Origin of the sequence: Microcoleus sp. FACHB-68, from assembly GCF_014695715.1 — a bacterium.
In the GTDB taxonomy this organism is placed as follows: domain Bacteria; phylum Cyanobacteriota; class Cyanobacteriia; order Cyanobacteriales; family Oscillatoriaceae; genus FACHB-68.
This window is the reverse complement of the sequence record NZ_JACJOT010000001.1, coordinates 83,378-104,143: the sequence shown is the minus strand read 5'-3', so window position 1 is coordinate 104,143 and position 20,766 is coordinate 83,378. Positions and strand designations below refer to the sequence as shown.

Here is a 20,766-nt window from a genome sequence, read left to right as displayed (position 1 = left end):
ATCTCAATAAATTCACGGATAAACACTAATGATGAGTCTGCTTAATCTGTAAAGTTCTGAGTTCTGGCAACTTCAGAAAAAAGCTTTTCTTAACGTGTTTTTATGCACAATCTTGCAATCTTGTATAGTAAAGCGTTTAACTTTAACGTGAAGTTTTAATGAAGAACAATCTGAGTAAAGCACTTAAGTGGTAAAAGAAAGAATTAAGCAATATCACTGCCATTACTTCATGTAAATGGCTAATGTCATGTCAAGCCCGTCACCTGTCAAGGTTAGTTTTAACCAAAAAAATGCAAGGATAAATCAGCCCTCAGCCATGCGGTTGCCCCGGAGCCTCAGCGCCGTTGAAACCTGGGGTTTTGGTCTGACAGGTCACTTGGTATGGATTGGCACCGCACCGCTGATACACGCTGCGCTTGGACCCTCTGCGATTTTCGTGTGGTTGCCTGCCGTAGTTGTGGGGGTGTTACTAAACTTGCAGGTGAAGCGCTTAGGGGAAGAGTGGCCCGATGTATCGGGCGGAACGCCCAATTATACAACCAGGCTGCTCTCGAAGTATCCAGGGCTGGGTCGCTATGCGGCGATCGCATACTTCGTAAGCTGGGCCGGCTATTTGTCGATGAACCCGATCATCCTCACCGCGCTGATTAAAGCCAACCTGGAACCCTTGGGCATTGCTTGTCCGGAAACCGCGCTTAAAATTGGATTCACGCTAATCGCTTATATTGTGGCGTTGAGCGGCACCCGCACCTTGGGAATTTTGCACACATTTTTTATTTTCCCAGCCGTGGGATTCCTGCTGGTGTTTTGCGTTCAAGGTTTGGGATGGTTAGCCTTCTCGCCGGCTAGTCCGGGACTTTTGCCCAGCAGTTTCTCGCCCTTAACCTTTACTGACTGGGCGAAGTGGTTCTTCTTTGCCGTCTACATGGCTTATGCGTGCGAAACAGCCTCCTCATTTGTCGCAGACAGCCGACGTCCCGGAGAAACGTTGCGATTTCTCAAGCTAGCTGCTGGGCTGATCCCTGTTGTGGTTCTGGGCGGATCTTGGGTGCTAATGCGTTTGGCGACGCAACCGGGGCTGGGCGAGGACACATTTATGAATTTGTTCGCCGCAGCAAAGCCATTCTGGGGTGAGTCAGCCTCTTGGATCGTGACGCTACTGATTGCCTCCAGCACCCTTCTCACTTGTGCCACTACGGTTTCCAACTCTCCCCGCATTTTGTACCAACTCGCCTTAGACGGACACCTTTCACCCGTCTTCGCCATCGTCTCGCGACAGGGTGTTCTGCAACCCGGCCTGATTTTTTCCCTGTTCATCAGCCTGATTTATTTGGTTTGGGGAGATATCTCCCGGATTGTGGTCGTCACCGGCAGTGCCTATCTGGCAGCCATAATGTTAGTTCATCTGGGACTGTGGCTGCGCCGGGGCCGGCCAGAAGTACGATGGCCTTGGTGGTCGCTAGGCTTCTTCATCCTTGAGGCACTTGTCCTGGTGGTGGCAGGCTTCGCTTGGAGTTGGCAAGACGTGCTGATCGGGCTGCTGTTTCCCCTTGCCGTTTTGATAGTAGATGCCGTTAGCCGCCGCATTGCCTTTCCACCGTTTCATCCAGCCTGGTGGATTGAGCGTTACCGCCGGCGGAGTCGTCAGTTCCAAGATTTTGTTGCCTCTCAGGTTGTCATTCTACTGGTATTAGTTTGTAGCGCCACAGCAGTCACCTGGGTGATTCGGGACAAGTTAGAGCGCATCGATCCCTTCGAGCAGCTCAATCCCAATGCCACCAACAATCTTTTAGTTATTTTGCTCCTAACAAGTGCATTTGTGGCGATCGCCGTTGCCTGTTGGACAAGCTTGCCTCAAGTGGCTGCGATTGATGAAGCCCGCCAACACGCAGAAAATCTTTTTATTGCTGCCCTTGACACGGTTCCAGATACGATTCTTGTGGTCGGTGAAAACGGGGCAATTGATCAGGCAAACCCAGCCGCTGAGGCACTCTTCGGCTTAAATGCCCATGAATTGCTGGGGGAAAATTTGAACACGCTTTTACCCGGTTTAGGACATTCGCCGGCTCAGTGGTCAAACCAAAGCGAACAGGCATTGGAACGCTATCAAGGCTTACGCATCATTGAAGCGACAGTTTCCGAGCGTTCAAATCGCAATCTTCCAGAATATATTGTTATCCTGCGCGACATTACAGAGCGCAAGCACGCCGAGGCGGTTTTGCACGAAAGCGAAGAACGATTTCGCTTGATGGCAGATACCGCGCCGGTTCTAATTTGGGTTGCCGGCATTGATAAACGCTGTCATTACTTCAATAAAGTTTGGCTAGAATTTACCGGCAGAACAATGGAGGAAGAATTCGGCTACGGCTGGCTTGAAGGGGTTCATCCTGAAGATAGACAGCGCTGTTTAGATAGTTATATCACCGCATTTGACGCCCGCCAAAGCTTCCAAATGGAATACCGTATCCGGCGTGCTGACGGCGAGTATCGCTGGATTTTGGATACCGGAAATCCCCGGTTTTTAGCAGATGGCAGCTTTACTGGCTACATTGGCTCCTGTATTGACATTACTGAACGCAAGCAGATTGAGTCAGCACTACAAGCATCTAACCGGCGAACTGTAAATATTTTAGAAAGTATTACTGATGCTTTTTTGGCTTTAGACCGACAGTGGCACTTCACTTATATTAACCGACAAGCGCTTTATTTTTTTCAAAGAAGCACACCCGAAGAACTCCTGGGTAAGAATATTTGGCAGGAGTATCCGCAACCCGCTGATTCGCTCTTTTACCATCAGTATCATAAAGCTGTCGCTCAACAAATTCCTGTAGCATTTGAGAGCTACTCTCCACGTTTAAATATTTGGTTTGAAGTCCGCGCCTATCCGGCTGAAGATGGGCTTTCTGTTTACTTCCGCGACATCACTGAGCGCAAGCAAGCGGAAGAAGCACTACAAACATCAGAAGCTCGTTTGAGAGCGCAAGCAACGCAACTAGAACAAACGCTGCAAGATTTACAACGAACTCAAACTCAACTCATTCAAACCGAGAAAATGTCAGGTCTCGGTCAGTTGGTTGCCGGTGTCGCTCACGAAATTAACAATCCGGTTAACTTTATTTATGGCAACATCACTCACGTCAGCGAATACGCTCAAGATTTGCTGAATTTAATCCACCTTTTCGAGCAGGGTTATGGCTACAGCGCTCCTGAAATCCAAAATTGCATCGAAGAGATGGAACTTGATTTTATTATTGAGGATATGCCAAAAATGCTGTCTTCTATGAAAGTGGGGGCTGAACGCATCCGAAATATTGTGCTGACGTTGCGAAATTTCTCCCGGCTTGACGAATCAGATATGAAGCCGGTTGACATTCATGAAGGCATCGAAAGCACGCTGTTAATTTTGCAGAATGCGCTGAAAGCTAAACCGGATTTTCCCGGAATAGAAATTATCAAGAAGTATGAAGCGTTACCCCTCGTTGAATGTTATGCCGGCCAGCTAAATCAGGTGTTTATGAACATCCTCACCAATGCCATAGACGCTTTGCACAAGCATGACAGAAAGCGAACGCCCGAACAGATCAAAGACAACCCCAGTCAAATTACAATTTACACGCAATTGCTGTCTAGTTCTCGCGTGGGAATTCGATTTAAAGACAATGGGCCGGGAATGAGCAAAAGCGTTCTGGCGCGAGTGTTTGATCCGTTTTTTACAACGAAACCTGTGGGAGAAGGCACCGGCTTAGGATTATCGATCAGTTATCAAATTATCGCTGACAAGCATAGAGGCCGGCTAGAATGTCACTCAGAACCCGGAGAAGGCGCAGAGTTTCGGATAGAAATTCCCATTAGGCAAAGCTGAGTGGGAGTTAAATGAGCGCACTTGATAGCTGAGTTCAAATCCGCAGAAGCGAGCCGGTGCATCCAGCCGATCAAAAACTCAAATAATTATTTTATTTTCAATCAAAATTTAAGTAAAAATGCCTACACAGCCTTTTACAGGTGTGGATAATCCTCAGCGCGACGCTACGCGCCTACCTCGTAGCTTGAGTGCGCTGGAAACTTGGGGGTTCGGGCTTACCGGCCATCTGGGATGGGTCACCAATGCGCCGGCAATCCACTTGGCGCTGGGACCGGCTGCCATTTTTGTTTGGTTGCCGGCAGTATTCGTGGGAGTGCTGCTCAACCTGCAAGTGAAACGCTTGGGGGAACAGTGGCCAGAAATGTCAGGCGGAACGCCCAATTATATAACCAAACTGCTGAGTCACTATCCCGCTCTAGGCCGTTATGCCGCAATCGCCTATTACTTAGCTTGGGCCACCTTTCCGCCGGCAAGCGCCATCATCCTCACAGAAATTGTCAAAGCCAACTTAGAACCCTATGGCATCACTTCTGGCGAACTCATTCTAAAAATTGCATTTACCCTCATCGTTTATATTGTGGCGTTGAGCGGCACCCGCACCTTGGCGATCTTGCAAGCATTTTTCATCTTCCCAGCCATTGGATTTTTGCTAGTCTTTTGCGTTCAAGGTCTTGGCTGGTTGGCCTTCTCGCCCGACAGTCCCGGATTTTTTCCTACCAGTTGGCCGAACTTAACCTGGATCGAGTGGGGCAAGTGGTCTTTATTCGCAATCCTGAGCAGCTGTGCCTGCGAAACCGCTTCATGTTTTGTTGCTGACAGCCGGCGTCCAGGGGAAACCCTGCGATTTCTAACCTTCGCCGCTTGGCTGATTCCTCCCGTCTGTCTGGGGGGTTCCTGGGTGCTCGCGCGGTTAGCAGCCTCTCCAGGCGTGAATGACAACTCTTACTCGCTCTTAGTAACCGCTGCCACCATGTTTTGGGGCACTTGGGCAACATTACCTGTAACACTCCTGCTTGCCTCAAGCTGTCTCGTAATTGCCGCAACTTCCGTCGCCAATGCGCCTCGCGTTTTATACCAACTCGCGCTAGACGGATACCTTTCACCCGTGTTCAGCATCGTCTCTCCAGAGGGCGTTCTGCAACCGGCCCTTATCTTCTCCCTTTTAATCAGTTTGATCGCGTTGGGTTGGGGAGATTTAGCGCAACTGGTTGTACTCACCTGTACGCCCATGATTATAACTTTCATGGCGCTACATCTAGGACTGTGGCTGCGTCGGGTTCAGCCAGAAGTGCGCTGGGGGTGGTTGTCCCTAGGCTTTTTCGCCTTTGATACGCTGGTGCTAGTAATGGTTGGCGTGGGATGGGGTTGGCAAGATTTAGCCATCGGGTTGCTATTGCCGGTGGCAATTGTAGCAGCGGATGCAGTGATCCGCCGTGTTTCCTTGCCACCCTTCTCCCCACAGTGGTGGGTGAGGCGAAGCGTTGTGCCTTTCAATAGCAAGTTTAAAGATTTTCTGGTGCTTCAGGTCGTTACCCTACTCGTATTAGTCTGTGGCGCTACGGTTATAGGCTGGGCGCTCAGGGCAGTATTAGATAGAAGCGCTGAAAGTGCCGGCAACGATCTTTTAATTGTCTTATTGCTAACAGTTGCCTTTTTTGCGATTGCAATTGCTTGCTGGACAAGCTTGCCCCAAGTTGCTTCAATTGCCAAAGCACGGGAACAAGCAGAAAACTTGTTTATCACTGCCCTTGATACCGTTCCAGATGCCATTCTCGTCGTGGGTAAAAACGGCGTAATTCTGCAAACTAACCCAGCCGCATCCGCACTTTTTGGCATCGGCACCGTTGAGCTAGTGGGGCGTCATCTTCATGATTTTCTGCCGGCAATAACGTTGGAACCAGAGTTAGGGCAAAGCAGAAGCGAACAGATATTCAAGCGGGGAGAGCAAGACTTACGCACGCTTGAAGCAACGATTTCACACCGAGCAAATCGAAAGCTGCAAGAATATATTGTGATTTTTCGCGATGTGACTGAGCGCAAGCAAGCTGAGTTAGAATTGCGGCAAACATTGCAACTTAAAGAAGAACTTGCTGTTACAGCTACAGAGCAAGCCGAACAATTAGAAAAAGCGCTTCAGGAATTACGGCAAACTCAAGAACGGTTGCTTCAATCGGTAGAATCTGACCGGGTTTTAACGCACGTTACCGACCAAATTCGCAGAACTTTAGATTTAAAGACAATTCTGGAAACGATTGTGCGAGAAGTCCTCGCGTTACTTCACACAGATCGAGTTGTAATTTACCAATTCACCCAAGACTGGCAAGGCAAAATTGTTGTAGAAGCCGTCAGCGGTAAGTGGCAATTACTTCAGGGTGAGGAGTATGCGGATGAATGTTTTCCCACAGATTACGCTCGCCTTTACAGTTACGGACGCGTCAGAGCGGTTAATAATATTGCTGAGTCAGATTTAAATCCCTGTCATAAAAAGTTTTTGCTAGAACTTAACATTAAAGCCAATCTTGTTGTACCAATTCGGATTGATTATTATTTGTGGGGGTTGCTAATCGCGCATGAATGTTCTGCGCCTAGGGTTTGGCAGCCGGCAGAAATTGAATTGCTGCAACAATTAGCCAACCAAGCAGCAATTGCGATACAGCAAGCTGAACTCTATCAACAAAGCTGTTCTGCTGCTCAAACAGCAACCGCTCAAGCTCAGAAACTAGAACAAGCGCTGCAACAGCTTCAACAAGCCCAAGCTCAACTCGTTCAAAGTGAGAAGATGTCTTCTCTTGGTCAGTTAGTTGCCGGTGTTGCCCATGAGATTAATAACCCGGTTAATTTCATTTATGGCAACCTCACGTATGTTAGTGATTATACTCAGGCGCTCATGACGTTAATCAACCTTTATCAAGAAGGTTATTCCCAGACTGACCCCAAAGTTCAAGACATTATTGAAGAGATTGATCTTGAGTTTTTGCTAGAAGATTTGCCGAAGACAGTCTCTTCCATGAAAATGGGAGCGAATCGTATTCGGGAGATTGTTTTAACCTTGCGAAATTTCTCCCGGCTTGACGAAGCAGACATGAAGCCGGTGGATATTCATGAAGGGCTTGACAGTACGCTTTTGATTTTGCAAAATCGCTTGAAAGCAAAACCGGAATTACCGGGGATTACAGTTATTAAGGAATACGGTAACTTGCCGACAGTGGAATGTTATGCCGGCCAGCTCAATCAAGTCTTTATGAATATCCTTAGCAATGGGATTGATGCGCTGCACAAATATGACGAAGCCCGAACACCTGAAGAAATTGAAGAAACCCCCAGTACAATTGCAATTAGCAGCCGAGTTCTCGACAGCAATCGCGTAGAAATTCGCTTTAAAGATAATGGGCCAGGATTGAAGGAAACGGTTCGTCAACGGATATTTGATCCGTTTTTTACAACGAAACCTGTGGGAGAAGGCACCGGCTTAGGATTATCGATTAGTTATCAAATTATTGTAGATAAACATGGAGGCCGGCTAGAGTGTGTGTCGGAACCCGGACAGGGGGCAGAATTTATCATTGAAATTCCGATCACGCAGAAGCTAAAGCACGGCAATAATTAACCGTTTTTTGACTGAAAATGTCATGATGGAAATACAGCATCAGCCGGCAATTTTTTATGTTAGCAGTTTCAACCTCTAAAACTCCCCTGTTAGGGGCTTCTTTGGCAGAGTTAACCGAGTGGGTTCAGCAACAGGGGCAACCGGCTTATCGGGGGCAACAGTTGCATCAATGGATTTATCAAAAAGGGGCGCGATCGCTTTCTGAAATTACGGTATTTTCTAAACAGTGGCGTGAAACGGTTGCAGATTTCCCAATAGGCCGGTCAACCATTCACTACCGCTCAGTTGCCCCGGATGATACGGTTAAGTATCTCCTGACGCTGGCAGACGGTCAAATTGTCGAAGCGGTTGGCATTCCCACAGAAAAGCGCCTCACGGTTTGCGTGTCTTCCCAGGTGGGTTGTCCGATGGGGTGCGATTTCTGCGCCACCGGCAAGGGCGGTTTTAAGCGCAATCTCGCCACGCATGAAATTGTTGATCAGGTTTTAACAGTTCAAGAAGACTTTAACCGGCGCGTCAGTCATATTGTCTTTATGGGCATGGGCGAACCGTTGCTGAATACGGATAATGTTTTGGCTGCCTTGCGATCACTCAACGAAGATGTGGGCATCGGGCAGCGAAATATCACGGTTTCTACGGTGGGAATCCGCGATCGCATCCGCCAACTGGCAGAACATAAACTCCAAGTCACCCTAGCAGTTAGTCTCCACGCTTCTAATCAAGAGTTGCGCGAACAGCTAATTCCGAGTGCCCTCCGCTATCCCTTGCCTGAGCTTATCTCAGAATGTCGGGAATATGTCAAGACAACAGGCCGCCGGTTGAGTTTTGAATATATTTTGCTTGCCGGCGTGAACGACTTGCCGGAACACGCGATTGAACTTGCGGAGTTAATGCGGGGATTTCAATGTCATGTCAATTTGATTCCCTACAATCCGATCACTGAAGCCGGCTATCAGCGTCCCAGCCAGCAGCGAATTCAAACCTTTGTGAAGGCATTGCAAGATCGCAAAGTTGCGGTGAGTGTGCGTTATTCTCGCGGGTTAGAAGCGGATGCGGCTTGCGGGCAACTGCGAGTTTCTCAAAGTTAACAATTCTTTGGCTAAATTTTACCGCAAGCATCTCGAAAAACTCGAATTTCCTGATTCCCTAATCCTGGCTTCTCGCCCAAATATTTACAACCGCAGAGGGATGCAGAAAGTAATATTTTTTCTGCATCCCTCTGCGGTTAAGTATTGGATTACCTGCCGAATGGATAGTTTGATTAAAAACTCTGTTCCCTATGCCGGTGCAAAAGCACACTGTAAATTCCCCTGATATTTTTTTTGCAGCAATGCGATAGCTGATTAATCGTCCAATTTTAGTGCCCTTACCGGCACTTTTGGTAGTGATGATTTCGGGAGGGAAGGATTACTGGGGGGCGTAGATGCCAGGGGCGTACGCTTCTACCACTTTGCCGGTGTCAGAGCAGGTAATCATAAAATAGTCACAGGCAGGGCATTGTGTCCGCGTTAATTGACTGATTAACAGGTAGTGGCGCTCAGCATGGCTGCCACAGTTTGGACAGTGAATTGTCATTTTTATCTGCATATTAAACTCTCTCTCTTTAGACGTATACATGAAACAATCTCAAAAAAAATGGGGTAGAACGTAGCAACAGTTACAGTGCCAAAAACACTCAAGAAAACTTAGCGACTCGATTTATTCAGTGACGAATAAGCGAGTCAAGCTTTTTCAACATTATCTTTTATTATGTCAGTAATAATGCCGAGTGTCAATTTTAGGATTGCGGGGATCGCCTTCTGGGTCAGCGATCCCCGTGATGAATCAATTCAGGTCATAAATTGTTGAGTCCGCTTATATCCGAAGTGTTACTTAAAAAGCTAGAAAGAAATCATTAAATTTTTGATAAGGGATGGGTTAATTGTTAGGTTTATAAATAAACCTAAAATAAATATAAAAGTTGCAATTCTAAAAAAGCGCCAGCTCTTGAGTGGGTTTGGCTTGAGTTGGTTTAAAGACAACAAAAAAAAGCGCAACCGGGTTAAGAGATCAATTCGAGACGCGACTGAGCGCGTCTCGACTTATCCTGGAGATTAAACCCGCATTCCCATATCTTTCAAACTTTGGCGCAACTGGCTCGCTGCCGGCGACTGACGCTGCTCATAAAGTGAGATCGCCTGACGAAAGGTGTCTAAACTCTCCACGACACTGCCGGCTTTCAGCAAAGCCACGCCTAAATTTTGGTAAGCTTCGGCATAATTGGGATTAAGTTCAATCGCTTGCCGGTAAGATGCGATCGCCTCCTTTAAGCGTCCCTTCTCTTTTAAGGCAATGCCTAAATTAAAATGAGCAGTGGCTAAATTGGGTTCTATTTGCAAAGCAATCTCGTACGCACTTTTTGCCCCCGTCAGATCGCCGCTTTCCAGCAGTAAATTACCGAAATTGTTATAAGCGCCGAGTTTCAGTTGAGGCAGGAGTTCCTGCTCAAGGGCAGCCCGATAGTGAAATTTGGCTTTAGATATCTGTTGCCGGCGCGCGTAAGCAATGCCTAAATGGTAATGAAGTTCATACAACACCGGCACCTCAACCGATTTTGGTTCACCCCAGCTAGGCACCCCTTTCAATCCCACCTCTAGCAATTGAATGCCGCGTTCCACCTCACCCATTTGTACATACAAAGCCCCTAACTTACTGCAAGTGTAAGGATCAGAAGGGTGCTGAGCGAGATAGCTTTCCATCGCCTGCCGCGCTCTGGTAAATTTGTCTAACGCGGCGATTGTCCCCGGTTTGTAGCCTTCATGCAAAATCGCCACCGGCGCTAAATCAACCACCTGCCATCCCTGAGAACTTTTCAACAGGTTGGCAACGCTGTCATCCACCATCGAATGATAAGGATGGGAGAAATAAATATATGGGTGATTGCGAAACAGCCTGGATACCAGAGAGTAAGGAGATTGTGCCGCACCCACCTCTTGACGCATCAAGTTAATTAAGAGGTAATCCTCATTCTGAATTGCCTCTTTGATCTGTGGCACAACCTCTCGCACCAGCATTTCATCCGCATCTAAAACTAAAATCCAGTCACCCGTCGCATATTTAAGGCATTCATTTCGCGCCGCCGAATAGTCATCGCACCATTGAAAATCATAGACTTGCGCCCCAAATTCACGGGCAATTTCAGCCGTGCGATCCGTTGAGCCGGTGTCAAGCACCACCATCTCATCCACCACATCTTTAACACTATCGAGACAACTAGGCAGCGCCGCCTCCTCATTTTTCACAATCGCGCAAAGACTCAGTTTCATTTTGTGCCGGCACTCCCAACTTAAAAGCATCGCTGTCATTTTAGAGGCAAACCCACCCCGCCATAACTTCTGCCCTGATTGGGAACGATCCGCCACGTGCCGGCACAACAATTAAATACATTTAAAAACTCATCCTGATTGAGAGCGATCCGCCACCTACCGGCACAACAATTAAAAACATTTAAAAACTCAAACCATAGCAATTCTCCCGACTGTTCAATTTAGAATTTCAAATTCTAAGCACACCTGCACTAGACGCTCAGCAGATCAACCCTTTTGGAGGGGGTTTGGGGGACGCAACCGTCCCCCAACGGGGGGTTTGGGGGGCTTCCCCCCAATGCCTTTCTGACTTCCCATCTTTTCTAGCAATAAAAAATTAGTACAATGTCTAAAAAAAATCTGCTGCCCACCCAGTAACTTTACTCACAATTTTCAACATTCCACCCCTCCCCTCCCTTGCATTTTTTCCCCAAGCTGAAAATCCCAACCAAACTTTGTGCCAAGATCGAAATCGATAACAAAGCCAATCACCGGCTTTCCTTCTACCACACCGGATAAAACTCATGCTCGGACAAACCATCGGTGGGCGCTACTCTCTGATCAGCGAATTGGGAGAAGGGGCATTTGGCAAAACGTACCTCGCAGAAGACCGGCATTTACCCGGCAACCCCGTCTGTGCGGTTAAACAACTCAAACCCGCCAGCACAGATCCCAAGACTTTAGAGGAAGCAAGACGCTTATTCCACACAGAAGCAGAAACCCTTCAGCAGCTTGGCCCCCATGAGCAAATTCCCCGGCTTTTAGCTCATTTTGAAGAAAATCGAGAATTCTATTTAGTTCAAGAATTCATCAAAGGTCACGATCTGAGCTACGAAATGACTGCCGGCAAACAATTGAGCGAATCCTACACCATTGCGCTTTTACAAAACACGCTCAAAGTCTTGGAATTTGTTCACCAGCAGCAAGTCATCCACCGCGATATTAAGCCATCCAACCTGATGCGACGAGAAGCAGACGGCAAACTGATTCTGATTGATTTTGGTGCCGTTAAACAAATTAGAACTAAGGTGGTCAATAGTCAAGGAATGACGAGATCGACGGTGCAAATTGGCACTTTTGGCTATATGCCAAGTGAACAAGCCCAAGGCCGGCCAAAATTAAGTAGTGATATTTATGCTTTGGGCATGATCGCCATTCAAGCACTCACCGGCATCTTTCCGGATGAACTACCAGACGATCCTGAGACGGGTGAAATTTGCTGGCGAAACCTAGTGCCGGTGCGCGCAAACCTGGCAGATATTTTAGACAAAATGGTGCGTTACGACTTCCGGCAGCGCTACCCCTCTGCAACTGAGGCATTACAAGCATTAACCGGCTTGGAAACTTCACCCATTTCAATGGTTCCCAATAAAGCCAAAGCTTGGTTAAAACATAGCAAAGTGCTGTATCAAGCTAAACGTTATCAGGAAGCAATTTCTGCCTGTGAGCAAGCAATTTCAATTAAATCAGACTTTTATGAAGCTTGGGATATCCTTGGCAATGCGCTTTATGAATTAGGCCGGTATGACGAAGCACTAACATCGTATGACAAAGCTATTCAAATTAAACCTAACTTTCCTGAAGTTTGGAACAACCGGAGCAGAACACTCTTTAGTTTACAGCGCTACGAAGAAGCAATTTTTGCCTTAGACAAAGCGATTCAACTCAAGCCAGATTACTATGCAGCTTGGAATAACCGAGGCTTCGCGCTTTTTAGTTTGCAGCGTTACGAAGAAGCAATCGCTGCCTATGAACAAGCGATTTCTATCAAGCCAGATTTTGAGGAAGCTTGGTTTAATCGCGGTAGCGCGTTTGAGGAATTGCAGCGCTATGAAGAAGCCATTGCTTGTTATGACAAAACCATTCAACTCAAGCCAGATTACCCTCAAGCTTGGAATAGCCGAGGCTTGGCGTTTGATAACTTGCAACGCTACTCAGAAGCCATTGCCTGTTATGACAAAGCCATTCAACTCAAGCCAGATTACTATCAAGCTTGGAATAACCGAGGCGTGGCATTGGATAACTTGCATCGGTACCCTGAAGCCATTGCCTCCTTTAATCAAGCGATTCAACTCAAGCCCGATTTTCAATTAGCCCTAGATAACCGAAACGAGGTAGTGAGTAAGTTGGGATGGTATTTATAGATTCTCTAGTTTTATGCTTCAGGATTTTCGCTTGCCGGCATTTAGGCTCAAGCTGCCAACTTGCAAGCGTTTGAGCGATACCGGGCGAGCAGCAAAACTCTGTTATCATTAAACAGATCCGATCCGCTTGAGTCTGCCGGCATACTTGGCTAAAACACACTACGACTTTTGGCTGCCGGCCCCCCCATAACGAAGCTGAAGCGTTTAACATAAAAGCCATAGAACACTGCTTTAAATTCTCAACTACTCAGAATTTTTAACCTATACAAACCTTTAATCTATCTTTTGACCGATTGACAAAAATTAAGTCTAGCGAACGAACTCAAAAATTTCTATTCCTATTGTTTCTTCCCTATGATAGAGGGAATCCCTATTAATCAATTGATATTCTTAGGAAAGATAAGACGCAAAGAAAAAAAGAGTTTATCTTTCAAGGAGAAAATGACATGGGAATTCTAGCTTGGGTTGTTTTAGGTTTAATTGCCGGCGCACTTGCCAAAGCTATTTATCCAGGGCATCAAGGCGGTGGATTTCTAGCAACAACAGCGTTAGGGATTTTGGGTGCAGTTGTTGGTGGTTATTTAGGTAGTATGTTCTTGGGAACAAGCGGAGGCGCAGCTTATGGTGCGCTCTCAATCCCCAGTATTGCTTTTGCAGTCTTAGGTGCAATCCTCCTCCTCTTCATCTGGGGTTTGGTAACTCAACGGGCTGCTTAATTGTTTCAAAGCTTCAATGGGTGGTTTAATTCGTGTCAATCCTCCAGCTTCTCGTTGGGGGATTGTTTGTTTTTAGAGCAAATTGATGGAGTTTTTTGAGAAAATTGTTTTCCCTTGAAATGAAGGAAGTGATAGCAATGCCTTGGAATAAAAACAATTATCCAGATTCCATGAAAAACCTCACCGAGGAAGTGAGGGAAAAAGCGATTGAGATTGCCAATGCTTTGCTAGAAGAGGATTACGAAGAAGGCAAAGCCATTCCCATTGCGATTGCTAAAGCAGAAGAGTGGGGTAGCCGGCGCGGTAAGCAAGTGAAACAGAAAGATTCTGAATAAATCTGTATAGTCAGAGAAAGTGAGCAGCAACCAACACAAGCCTCAGCCGGCCAAACAAGCCAAAGCCGGTTAAGACCCGAACAATTCACGATACAGTGAAGAGTGACGGCTTGGAAAAAACTTGCTAAATTGCATACTATAAATTTTTCTATTAAAACAGGGACAGTCCCAAAGCCCCAAATCCAGGCTGATCGCCGAAAACGCGCCGACTGTAAATCCTGCCGGCAGCAATCGGGCAACTCCAAATCCCAAATTTTGGCCTTCAGATCGGAAAATTTACAGATAGGCAAATAGCTGCGCTAAGTGTGCCGGCACTGCTCTCACCCCTACATTTATGGACACTTTTTTACTCGGACAAATACTGGCAGGACGGTACAAAATTGTCAGCTTCTTGGGAGGAGGGGCGTTTGGCCAAACTTACATCGCACAAGACTTGCAACTACCCGACTACCCGCGCTGTGTCGTCAAACAACTTAAACCGCAGACAACCGATCCGCTGACATTAGAAACTGCTAGACGTTTATTTGATACCGAAGCAAAAGTTTTACATCAATTAGGCCGGCATGATCAAATTCCTCGTCTGCTTGCTCACTTTGAAGAACAGCAAGAATTTTACCTCGTGCAGGATTGCATAGAAGGCGAACCGCTCAATCAAGAAATCAAAGCCGGTAAGCGTTTAAGTGAAGCAGAAGTCATCGTTTTATTGCGCGATGTATTATCAACCCTAGCCTTTGTCCACCGGCAGAATGTCATCCACCGCGATATTAAACCCTCCAACTTAATCAGACGCAACTCAGACGGCAAAATTGTTTTAATCGACTTTGGCGCAGTCAAGCAAGTCAGTACCCAAGCTGGGGACGAGAGTTTTACCGTTGCCATTGGGACTCCTGGCTATATGCCAAACGAACAGTTGGGAGGACAACCGCGCCCCAACAGCGACATCTATGCGTTAGGCGCGATCGCCATTCAAGCATTAACCGGCATCTTGCCCTCCCGGTTGCGGCAAGACGCGCAAACCGGCGAACTTATTTGGCAGAATGACGTGCAGGTGAGCGATCGGCTAGCAGCGATTATTGATAAGATGGTGCGCTATCACTTTAAAGATCGCTATCAAACCGCTGAAGAAGCCCTCGCGGATCTTGAGGATCTGGAAAATTATGCGATGGCTTCAACCATTGCCTCTTACTCCAAACCAGCAGCGCCAATTGATGCGCCCAGAATGCCAACTGGCGAAACCCTGCCCCAACCGAGTGCAACAGTGCATTCAACTCCACCCTTGCCGCGTTCTAAAAAGTTGTGGTACATCTTAATACCAGGACTGATTGCCGGTTTAATTGTCGGATTTTTTAAGTTTTTTCCCACCACCGATTATCTCGCTCAAGCCAATCAGTTTCTCGACACGCAACAACCGGAAGAAGCGATTTCAACGATTGATAAATCCCTCATAACTAACCCGAATCAAGCAAAAGCCTGGAAAATTCGCGGCGATGCCCTCTTTTTATTAGAACGTTATGAGGCAGCGCTGGCAGCTTATGAAAAAGCCAGTCAAATTGATCCAAAAGACCCCAAAGCTTGGAACAACCAAGGAGAAACGCTTTATTTACTGCAACGCTATGAAGAAGCCCTCAAAGCCCACGACAAAGCGCTGGAACTCTCTGCTAATAATATTGAAGCCGTGAATGGGCGTGGGATTGCTTTGCTTGGTTTGAAGCGTTACCAAGATGCCCTTTCTGCTTTTGAAAAAGCTCTGCAAATCCAGCCGAATCACCCCAAATCTTGGGAAAACCGAGCTTTAGCGCTAGAGTATTTGCAACGTCCCCAAGAATCGCGTAAAGCGTTTGAAGAAGCGCTGGCTTCTTATAATGACACAATTAAATTAAATCCCAATGATTTACAAACTTTGATTAACCGGGGGCGCGTTTTAGGAAAATTGCAGCGTCCCACAGAAGCGCTCGCTTCTTATGATAGCGCGATTAAAATTAACCCAAACTTTTTCCCCGCTTGGGTGGGGAAAGGCAGTACACTATTTTTTGCACAGAAACCTGAAGAAGCGCTGAAAGCGTATGATAAAGCGCTTGAAATTAGGCCGAAATCTTATTTAAGCCGGCATAATCGAGGGTCTTTACTCGCCGCAATGCAGCGCCCCGAAGATGCTATTAAAGATTATGACAAAGCTATCGAAATTCAAAATAACTTTTATCCGGCTTTAAGAGACCGAGGATTTGCACTTTTGCAATTGCAGAGAACTCAAGATGCGATCGCTTCTTTTGATAAAGCGATAAAATATGAAAGTAAGGATCATAAATCTTGGGTGGGTCGAGGCATTGCGCTCAAGGAACTTAAGCGTAACGAGCAAGCGCTAGCAGCCTTAGATAAAGCGATATCGATTGAGCCAAACGATCCGGTTGCCTTGCTTCACCGGGGGCTGACTCTAGAGGAAATGCAACGAAATGAAGACGCACTTAATGCTTATAACCAAGCAATTGCAGCAGATGCGACATTCGCGCCGGCTATCGAAGCTCGTTCTAAGCTACAACAGAAATTAGGGCTGTAATTTCTTTCTTCTCCACTCAACACTTAGCACTTAAAATACTATGAAATGGACAAACTTTTTTCGCCGGCATCGTCAATCATTTTTAGGGACAAGTGCTAGTATCTTGCTCTTGGGTGCGGGTGTTATGGTGCCGGCAACCAACGTCAACGCTGCTGAAAAGGTGCTGATTAAAGTCGGCATTATTCAAGCTTCAGTTCCCGTCGGCGATCTGGAAAAGTTCGCTGAAACCGGCGAAATCGCTCCTTCCTTACGAGATATTTTCAGAGCGACAAAACAAGATCCCGAAGTTACTCGCAATGCCTTGACGGAAGAAGTCTCGGTTGATTTTTTGTTCTTAGATCGCGCCCTCAATCACCCGTTTGGCGAAGCTTTATTAGATGAATTGGGGAAAGTCGTACATACGCGAGCTGATAGCGCCAACCGGCAAGCTTTGCGCTCTGCTGTCATCCTCTCTGCAACGAAAGATAGCAAAATATCGCTGTTAGAAGTTATTCAAAACTATCCATCCCCTGAAGTGCAAGTAGAGGGTGATCGCCTCATCGAAGCTGCGGCTCAACTGAGCCGATTTAGTGATGTGTTGCAGGTAATTTTACAGCACTGGCCAAATGTTTTCCGATAACAAATTTTCCTTTCAATACAAATCTGTTGTAGAAACAAAAAACCCGTCACCCATTCTTAAAAAGGAGTTAAAACGTCTCCTTTTAAAGCTGCTCAAACTCGGCAAACTCCTGTTTCTCAATCCAGGCAGGCAAACTTCTTTGCGTAACAGCTTATCAGTTTGCCGGCGCTGATTCTTGAAGATCAGGTGGCATCAACACTTTGTCAATCACCACAAATGTGATGTTGTTGTTCCTGCCATTCCTAATCTTAAATGAATTATCTGTGACTTTCGCATCATTTAGTAATAGCTCATTTGCAGCAGCATTCACTTGAAGTTTCACGGGGTTGCCTTCCACAGTTTTCACCTGTCCTGCTGCGAGATCGGCTTCCGTAACTTCGCCGGCAATCACATGATAAGACAGCAGTTTTGCCAGTTTTTGTTTGTTTTCTGACTTCATCAATTCCTCAAGCGTTCCTGCCGGCAACGCCTCAAATGCTTCATCCGTGGGCGCTAAAATTGTAAATGGCCCTTCTTGATTCAGCGTCTTTTCTATCTCTGGGGTTTCATTGAGCGCAGCAGCCAATTTATTAAAACCCAACTGTTTAAATTGCCCAATCAGTGGCCCTCGCGTGGGATAATAAGCACCGGGCGTGAAAAAACTTGGCCCGTAATAATACTGCGCCAGTACCGGCCAACTAATCAAGGTACTCGCACTCATCACTCCAATCAAGCTGACTAGCTTTTTCATTAAGTTTTTACGCTGGGCACTCATTGATACCTCTCCACCCTTCTATTGCGGGATATAATGCATTTTCCTGGCATTTGTGACGTTCATTATAATTGTTCGTTCCAAGTTGTCATCAAAATTGCGAACCTGAACAAATCTTCACATTAGTTTAGCTTTTCAACTCCTGCCGGCGCTAACGGGTAAAAATTAAGAAGAGTTTGGCCAAACTTAGAAGATTGGCAACAGGCCGACTATAATTTTTTCAATCAATCAATAGACATGAATAAACGATACACCTTTTGTTAATCGCTGTGAAAATAAAGGAAATTTTGGCTGAAATTCCAGAGTTAGAAACTGAGCGGCTGCTGCTGCGAAAAATGTGTTTGGCGGATGTGGAAGATATCTTTGAATATGCCTCCGTTCCTGCGGTTTCCCAATATACAACTTGGGAACCTCACAAATCGATTGAAGATAGCCAGCGCTTTCTCAAGGCTACGATTGAGGGCTACAATCAGCACGACATAGCTTGTTGGGGAATAGTAGAAAAAGCCGGCAAGAAATTCATCGGCGCTTGTGGGTTTGCCGAGTGGAGGGTGGATTGTGCGCGGGGAGAAATCGGTTACGTTTTGTCTGACAAGTATTGGGGAAACGGATACATGAGGGAGGCTGTCCGGGCGATGATGGGGTTTGGTTTTCGCACCATGCAGCTAAATCGCATTGAAGGGAGATGTATGGTTGAAAATACTGCTTCCGCAAGGGTTATGGAAAAAGCCGGCATGAAATTTGAAGGCGTACTGCGACAGCATCTATTTGCCAAAGGCATTTATCACGATGTAAAAATGTACTCGAGTCTCAGGCAAGAATGGATTGAGTAAAAAATTGAAAAAACCCCGCTTCTAATAATTTTAGGACGGGGTTTATATTTAATTTCACCGATTTATTTAAAATCAAATTAGTCGCGTTACATCTCAGAAAGCACTATGACCGGGCCGAACACATGAATGATGCTTTTGCTTACTTTAATGTGCGTTTTGATGGCGTTTTAACCGGCTGCTTTGAGTGATGTTAACGATGCTGGCTTCGCTCGCTGTTACCAGCTATTTAAAACGTGGTAGCCGGCTGATCCTCAGAAGGCATGGTGTTTTCCGGTTCTTCAGTTGGTGAAGTCACACTTCCTTCACTGGAAGGCTTGTCATCCGATTCCATTCCAGAAGGCATAGTTGCGGGACGGTCTCCAGAAGGCATGGTAGTCGGCTGGTCAACAGAAGGTGTGGTTGCGGGCCGTTCTACAGAAGGCATGGTTTCAGAGTCTGCCCCAGTCGGCGTGGTCATGGGCCGTTCCCCACTCGGTCTTGCCGAAGGCCGATCTCCAGCCGGTGTGGTCATGGGCCGTTCCCCACTCGGTCTTGCCGAAGGCCGATCTCCAGCCGGTGTGGTCATGGGCCGTTCCCCAGAAGGCATGGTTTCGGACTCTGCCCCAGTCGGTGTGGTCGAGGGCCGATCCCCAGCAGGCGTGGTGTTCAGTTGCTCTTCTACGGGTGAGGTGACACTTCCTTCACTAGAAGGAGCGTCATCAGGCCGCTCTAAACTCGGCGTGAGTTCTGGCTGTTCCTGCGTAGGCGTACTCGTTGGCTGTTGTGCACTGGGGGCGGATTCTGCTCTAACAGCAGCTGGCAGACTGAGCAGGAGCGCGACGCTGGCGGTGCCGGCAATGCTGGCTACTTTTTTGCTTAAAACAAGAAAATTCAGTGTTTTCATGGATATTCCTCCGGTTTTGTGTAAATATTTTGTAAAGACCTGTTAAAGATTATGACATTTTTTGTAGCAGTTGCACTCGTAGAAAAAACTAACAGGAGATCCCAATGCTAGAGCTATACCAATTTGAACTGTCTCAGTATAGTGAAAAAGTGCGTCTAATGCTTGACTATAAAGGATTAGCGTACCGCAAAATCGAAGTGACACCAGGGGTGGGCCAGCTAGAAGTCTATCGGCTATCTGGCCAGCGGCAATTGCCGGTGCTCAAGGATGGGAATATTGTTATTGCGGATTCTACGGAGATCGCCAAGTATCTTGACCAGCAGTATCCAGACCGACCGATGATCCCCACCGCCCCGAAAGAACGGGCGCTGTGTTTGCTCATGGAAGAATGGGCGGATGAGTCGATTGGTGTGAAAAGCCGGAAAGTGCTGTTTAACGGACTCAGCCAAGATCAGCGCTTCCGCAGTGCTATGTTGCCGGCGAATACGCCCGATGTTCTCAAAAATCTAGTTGAATCGGTGCCGTCTGAGATTCTCAAGACGTTAGGATTTGGGCTGGGAGTCAGTCCTGATGCCGTGAAATCCGCGACAGAAGCGATCAAGCAAGACTTAGAAGCCCTATGCTTGTTGCTGCGTGAGCAAGCTTATTTGGTAACAGATCGTCCAACAATGGCAGATTTTGCCGTAGCTGGGTTATCCATATTGCTCAAGTTTCCAGCCGGCCCTTATTTGGATCTGCCGGCAGACTTGCGCGGCAAAGGTGTCCCCGGCATTGCCGATAACCCGCTGTATGAGACATTTTTCACCTGGCGCGATCGCCTCTATGCAGACTACCGCCAGCCATTAAGTTCCGCCAGCGCCAGCGTCAGCGCTAGCCGGCCAACTTCGATTGAGATAGATTAATCTTTCGGGCATGGGGCATGGGGCATTGGGCATTGAATGAGAGGGAGAGTAGGAGACGAGGAGAAATTTTTAATCCCAATCCCCATAGCTTTAGGTTGGCGAAGCCTTGCCCCATGCCCATACTTTTAGGTTGGCGCAGCCTTGCCCAATGCCCAATGCCCCATGCCCAATCCCCAATGCCCCATGCCCAATTCTCCGTAACGTGGTTTTAAATCA

14 protein-coding genes are annotated in these 20,766 nt (G+C 47.0%); 10 read left to right on the top strand and 4 right to left on the bottom strand.

Annotation, left to right across the window (positions count from 1 at the left end):
* The first annotated feature begins 316 nt into the window (after window positions 1–316).
* The 3 genes from H6F73_RS00415 to rlmN all read left to right on the top strand — a co-directional run bounded on the left by H6F73_RS00415 (window position 317) and on the right by rlmN (window position 8,557).
* Window positions 317–3,862 (top strand): PAS domain S-box protein, encoded by a 3,546-nt coding sequence (locus H6F73_RS00415; protein ID WP_190756862.1) that lies wholly within the window; start codon window positions 317–319, stop codon window positions 3,860–3,862.
* 118 nt (window positions 3,863–3,980) lie between these two features.
* Window positions 3,981–7,469 (top strand): amino acid permease, encoded by a 3,489-nt coding sequence (locus H6F73_RS26280; RefSeq protein WP_242072284.1) that lies wholly within the window; start codon window positions 3,981–3,983, stop codon window positions 7,467–7,469.
* Window positions 7,470–7,525: 56 nt separating this feature from the next.
* Complete coding sequence (gene rlmN, locus H6F73_RS00405; protein WP_190756861.1) at window positions 7,526–8,557, top strand: 23S rRNA (adenine(2503)-C(2))-methyltransferase RlmN; 1,032 nt, start codon at window positions 7,526–7,528, stop codon at window positions 8,555–8,557.
* 319 nt (window positions 8,558–8,876) lie between these two features.
* Here rlmN and H6F73_RS00400 read toward each other — a convergent pair whose 3' ends face one another.
* Together H6F73_RS00400 and H6F73_RS00395 are read right to left on the bottom strand one after the other, a co-directional pair.
* Window positions 8,877–9,044 carry a replication restart DNA helicase PriA gene (locus H6F73_RS00400; RefSeq protein ID WP_347239440.1) on the bottom strand — a complete coding sequence of 56 codons (168 nt, stop codon included), beginning with the start codon at window positions 9,042–9,044 and terminating at the stop codon, window positions 8,877–8,879.
* A gap of 518 nt (window positions 9,045–9,562) precedes the next feature.
* Window positions 9,563–10,774 (bottom strand): glycosyltransferase family 2 protein, encoded by a 1,212-nt coding sequence (locus H6F73_RS00395; protein WP_190757068.1) that lies wholly within the window; start codon window positions 10,772–10,774, stop codon window positions 9,563–9,565.
* Window positions 10,775–11,337: 563 nt separating this feature from the next.
* On the opposite strand from H6F73_RS00395, the gene H6F73_RS00390 reads away from it, so the two are divergent.
* From H6F73_RS00390 to H6F73_RS00370, 5 genes are all read left to right on the top strand, one after another.
* A complete protein-coding gene (locus H6F73_RS00390; RefSeq protein ID WP_190756860.1) occupies window positions 11,338–12,957 on the top strand; it encodes a serine/threonine-protein kinase in 1,620 nt (539 codons plus the stop codon).
* A gap of 446 nt (window positions 12,958–13,403) precedes the next feature.
* A complete protein-coding gene (locus H6F73_RS00385) occupies window positions 13,404–13,673 on the top strand; it encodes a GlsB/YeaQ/YmgE family stress response membrane protein (RefSeq protein WP_190756859.1) in 270 nt (89 codons plus the stop codon).
* Window positions 13,674–13,810: 137 nt separating this feature from the next.
* Window positions 13,811–14,008: a DUF2188 domain-containing protein gene (locus tag H6F73_RS00380; RefSeq protein ID WP_190756858.1), complete on the top strand. Its 198-nt coding sequence runs from the start codon at window positions 13,811–13,813 to the stop codon at window positions 14,006–14,008.
* 334 nt (window positions 14,009–14,342) lie between these two features.
* A complete protein-coding gene (locus H6F73_RS00375) occupies window positions 14,343–16,562 on the top strand; it encodes a serine/threonine-protein kinase (RefSeq protein WP_190756857.1) in 2,220 nt (739 codons plus the stop codon).
* A gap of 40 nt (window positions 16,563–16,602) precedes the next feature.
* A complete protein-coding gene (locus H6F73_RS00370; RefSeq protein WP_190756856.1) occupies window positions 16,603–17,181 on the top strand; it encodes an alpha/beta hydrolase in 579 nt (192 codons plus the stop codon).
* A 154-nt stretch (window positions 17,182–17,335) separates the two neighbouring features.
* On the opposite strand, the gene H6F73_RS00365 is transcribed toward H6F73_RS00370, so the two are convergent.
* A complete protein-coding gene (locus tag H6F73_RS00365; protein WP_190756855.1) occupies window positions 17,336–17,935 on the bottom strand; it encodes a fasciclin domain-containing protein in 600 nt (199 codons plus the stop codon).
* Between the two features lie 284 nt (window positions 17,936–18,219).
* Between H6F73_RS00365 and H6F73_RS00360 the strand changes: the two genes are divergently transcribed.
* Window positions 18,220–18,765 (top strand): GNAT family protein, encoded by a 546-nt coding sequence (locus H6F73_RS00360; RefSeq protein ID WP_242072283.1) that lies wholly within the window; start codon window positions 18,220–18,222, stop codon window positions 18,763–18,765.
* A 226-nt stretch (window positions 18,766–18,991) separates the two neighbouring features.
* Here the strand turns inward: H6F73_RS00360 and H6F73_RS00355 are convergent, their stop codons facing one another.
* Window positions 18,992–19,648 carry a hypothetical protein gene (locus tag H6F73_RS00355; protein ID WP_190756853.1) on the bottom strand — a complete coding sequence of 219 codons (657 nt, stop codon included), beginning with the start codon at window positions 19,646–19,648 and terminating at the stop codon, window positions 18,992–18,994.
* A gap of 104 nt (window positions 19,649–19,752) precedes the next feature.
* Here H6F73_RS00355 and H6F73_RS00350 point away from each other — a divergent pair, with 104 nt between their 5' ends.
* The gene (locus H6F73_RS00350; RefSeq protein ID WP_190756852.1) at window positions 19,753–20,550 is read left to right on the top strand and encodes a glutathione S-transferase family protein; all 798 of its coding nucleotides are present in this window, start codon (window positions 19,753–19,755) and stop codon (window positions 20,548–20,550) included.
* Window positions 20,551–20,766: the final 216 nt, after the last annotated feature.